Origin of the sequence: Mesorhizobium sp. M1E.F.Ca.ET.063.01.1.1, from assembly GCF_003998155.1 — a bacterium.
In the GTDB taxonomy this organism is placed as follows: Bacteria; Pseudomonadota; Alphaproteobacteria; order Rhizobiales; family Rhizobiaceae; genus Mesorhizobium.
Window position 1 is genome coordinate 1 of sequence record NZ_RZSC01000689.1, and the last position, 3,104, is coordinate 3,104.

The window sequence follows — 3,104 nt, forward strand, 5'->3', positions numbered from 1 at the left end:
ACTCCTGCTCGCGCAGGCGGGGCTGCTCGCAAACCGCGTCGCGACCGTCCACTGGGAAGAGTTCGAAAGTGCTCGGGAGCGGTTCCCAGACGTGAATTTCCGCAGCTCAGGCGTTGAACAAAGCGGACGTATCATCACCTGCAGTGGAGGGATGGCTGTGCTGGACATGATGCTGACCTGGCTCGCGCAGCATCAGGGCGAGGAGGTCGCGCGATACGTACGCGAATGCTTCTTCCTGAAAGACGCCGACACCAGCCTAGTCATCAGGGACAAGACACTATCGCTGGCGATAGAGGCCATGCGTCAGGCCATCGCTAAACCCCTGTCACTGGAAGAAATCGCAGCGCGGTCCAATATGTCCATTCGCCAGCTGCATCGCCGTTTCGAGAGCGAGTTTGGTGTCGCTCCAGGCAGGTTCTACACCGCACTGCGCCTGCAGAAAGGGCAATCGCTGCTTGTCAACACACGCTTTCCGATTGCCAGGATTGCCTTTGCCTGCGGATATTCGTCCGCATCCTATTTCACGCAAGCCTATCGATCGTCCTACGGGGTCTCGCCGACCGAAGAACGCGCGCGTATGGCTGCGGGGAAAGCTCAAACCCAAAATAGGCTGGCGATGTTCTTCCAGCCGAGCTCGAGTCTGCTGGTCAACGTGCTCGGTCAAGGCGTCACGCCCTGAAGCATGAGCAACTGCTGCCTGGTCAGAACCGTGTGGGAATATGGGAATGGCCAGCTTACAGGGAACAGTCAGAACTATCCAAAAGACGAGTTCATGTACGTACTCGAAGGCTCGCCCACGATAGTTGACGAGGACGGCTGTGGAGAGACGTTCGTCAGTTCTTTATGCGTAGCGGCTTTACCAGACTGAGGCAGCAGGAGTACCATGAACGAGTACTTTATGGTGTTCGACCCAGATGACATCGGTCGTAGTTGCCGTTTATGGACGGAAGATCGTGGCGCGCTGGGTCGAGCGCTATAAGGCCGAAGGGCGGGCCGGCATGGTCGACCGCTCGTCTCGGCCCATCGTCATGCCGAGCCTGACCGAACAGGCCGTGGCCGAGCGCATCGTCGCCTTGCGCCGCCAGCGGCTGACCGGCAAGCATATCGCCATGGAGGTCGGCGTCTCGCCCGCCACCGTCAGCCGGGTCCTCAAGCGTGCCGGGCTGTCGCGGCTCAGGGATATTGAGCCGGCCGAACCGGTCCGGCGCTACGAACGAGAGCATCCCGGCGAAATGATCCATATCGACATCAAGAAGCTCGGACGCTTCAGCCAAGTCGGCCATCGCATCACCGGCGATCCGCAAAAGGGCAAGTCGCGCGGCGCTGGCTGGGAGTTCGTCCATGTCTGCATCGACGATGCTTCCCGCATCGCCTTCTCGCAAATCCTGCCCGACGAGAAAAAGGAGAGCGCCATCGCCTTCCTCAAGGCGGCGGTGGCCTACTATGCCAGCCTCGGCGTCGCGATAGCGCGCGTCATGAGCGACAACGGTTCCTGTTACAGATCGAAGGCTTTCGCCAAGGCCTGCCGCGATCTCGGCCTCAAGCACGTCACGACAAGGCCCTATACGCCCAAGGCTGAGCGCTTCATCCAGACGGCGCTGCGCGAATGGGCCTACGCCATTGCCTATCCGACATCCGATCATCGTGCCGCAGAACTGCCGGTCTGGCTGCACCGATACAATTGGCATCGCCCACACGGCAGCCTAAAGTCAAAACCACCTATCAGCCGCCTCGCCCTGATCGAGGACAACCTATTGAGGCTCCACAACTAAGCTAGCCTGCCTGGGCCGGATATTGGGCGCTCTCTCACCTGAATAGCCTTCTCTGACAGCACCTGAAGCACTGTCACCTGATAAGCTTCGATCGCGCCGCGCAACCAAGCTTCGAATTTCCGACCCGCCAATCCTGTCGAGCGACCCTGCGGTTTCAAAAGGGCGTAGTGTTGCGCACTGACGAGGCCTACCTGATGAGGGACGATCAGTTCGCCTGTGCGGATGGCGGGCAATGAGAGAAAGCTGTCACCGACGGTCAGGCCTCCACCTGACGCGGCGACCGAGAGGCATAGAGTCGTCTCGTTGAACACGGTCTGCTGTCCTCGAGGGCCGCCAGGATCAATTCCAGTCAGTGCACACCATTCGTCCCAAACGTCATAGTTAGCGTCGACGAGACAGGGTGCTTCGCACAGCTTCCGCCCCTTGCCAATATAGGACCCCGCAAACGTTTCCGTGCAGACCAGCATGTCGATCCAGTGACAAAGCTGCGTTTCTTCGAAGCCATCGCACGATGTTGCCCCTTTCATTCCATAAAAGATGCGGAAATCGAAATCCTCGTCCAAACGGAAGTTGCCGTTCTTTTCGGCGAATATCTCCACGGAGATGCCCGGGTTGGCGACTAGAAATGTGCCGACCTGACCCGCTAGCCAGCTAGAGGCGAAGTCGCGGCAGACCAACACCCGGAGATGCTGTCCCTGTTTTGCCCTGCGGCTGATCGCTTCAGTTGTCGAATGGATCAGTACGAATGCCTGCCTGAGTGCTAGGAATAGCTCGTTTCCGGCTGGCGTCAGGCGGATCGCATTGCCGCTGCGCGTGAGCAGAGCACAGCCCATATCATTCTCCAGAAGCGTCACTTGCTTTGACACCGCAGGCCGGGTCACGTTTAGCTCGCCGGCGGCAGCTGAGATGCTTTTGAAGCGCGCAACGGCTTCAAAAGCGCGCAAGGCAGTGAGCGATTGATATTTCCTCATAGTTCCTCCGTAACCTGAACTTACTCAGGGAGAAATCTTGTCACTTGTCAACGGGAATGCCTCGCACGCAGGGTACCGGTCAATTCCACACGCAATCTTGAGGCTTCACCATGTATCGACCGATCCGTTTTTCCTCGGCTGGCCCTGAAGGATGGCAGCAATTACCTGATCTCCCGCTCGAATATGCCGAGCTGATCGAGGGCCTGCCGGTTGGCCGGGACTATGCATACTTCTCCCGCCCCGAACGCGGCGTCAAATCCGGCATCTGGCGCTGCGGACCCTATTCCGAGCACTACGACAACTACCCGGCGGATGAGTTCATGGTCGTTCTGGAAGGAGACGTGACGCTGGAGGGCGATGG

General features: G+C 58.9%; 2 protein-coding genes and 2 pseudogenes. 3 read left to right on the plus strand and 1 reads right to left on the minus strand.

Going from position 1 to position 3,104, the window contains the following annotated elements; all coding sequences use genetic code 11:
• Both EOA29_RS30620 and EOA29_RS30625 read left to right on the plus strand, forming a co-directional pair.
• On the plus strand, positions 1–679 hold a 679-nt coding region (locus EOA29_RS30620; RefSeq protein ID WP_127222048.1), incomplete at its 5' end, for a helix-turn-helix domain-containing protein.
• Between the two features lie 256 nt (positions 680–935).
• Positions 936–1,772 (plus strand): annotated as a pseudogene (locus EOA29_RS30625) (IS481 family transposase); the annotation flags it as partial.
• On the opposite strand, the gene EOA29_RS30630 reads toward EOA29_RS30625, so the two are convergent.
• Positions 1,769–2,743 (minus strand): LysR family transcriptional regulator, encoded by a 975-nt coding sequence (locus tag EOA29_RS30630; RefSeq protein ID WP_127222049.1) that lies wholly within the window; start codon positions 2,741–2,743, stop codon positions 1,769–1,771. The pseudogene EOA29_RS30625 and the gene EOA29_RS30630 sit on opposite strands and share 4 nt — an antisense overlap.
• A gap of 110 nt (positions 2,744–2,853) precedes the next feature.
• On the opposite strand from EOA29_RS30630, the pseudogene EOA29_RS30635 reads away from it, so the two are divergent.
• Positions 2,854–3,104: pseudogene (locus EOA29_RS30635) on the plus strand (hypothetical protein); the annotation flags it as partial.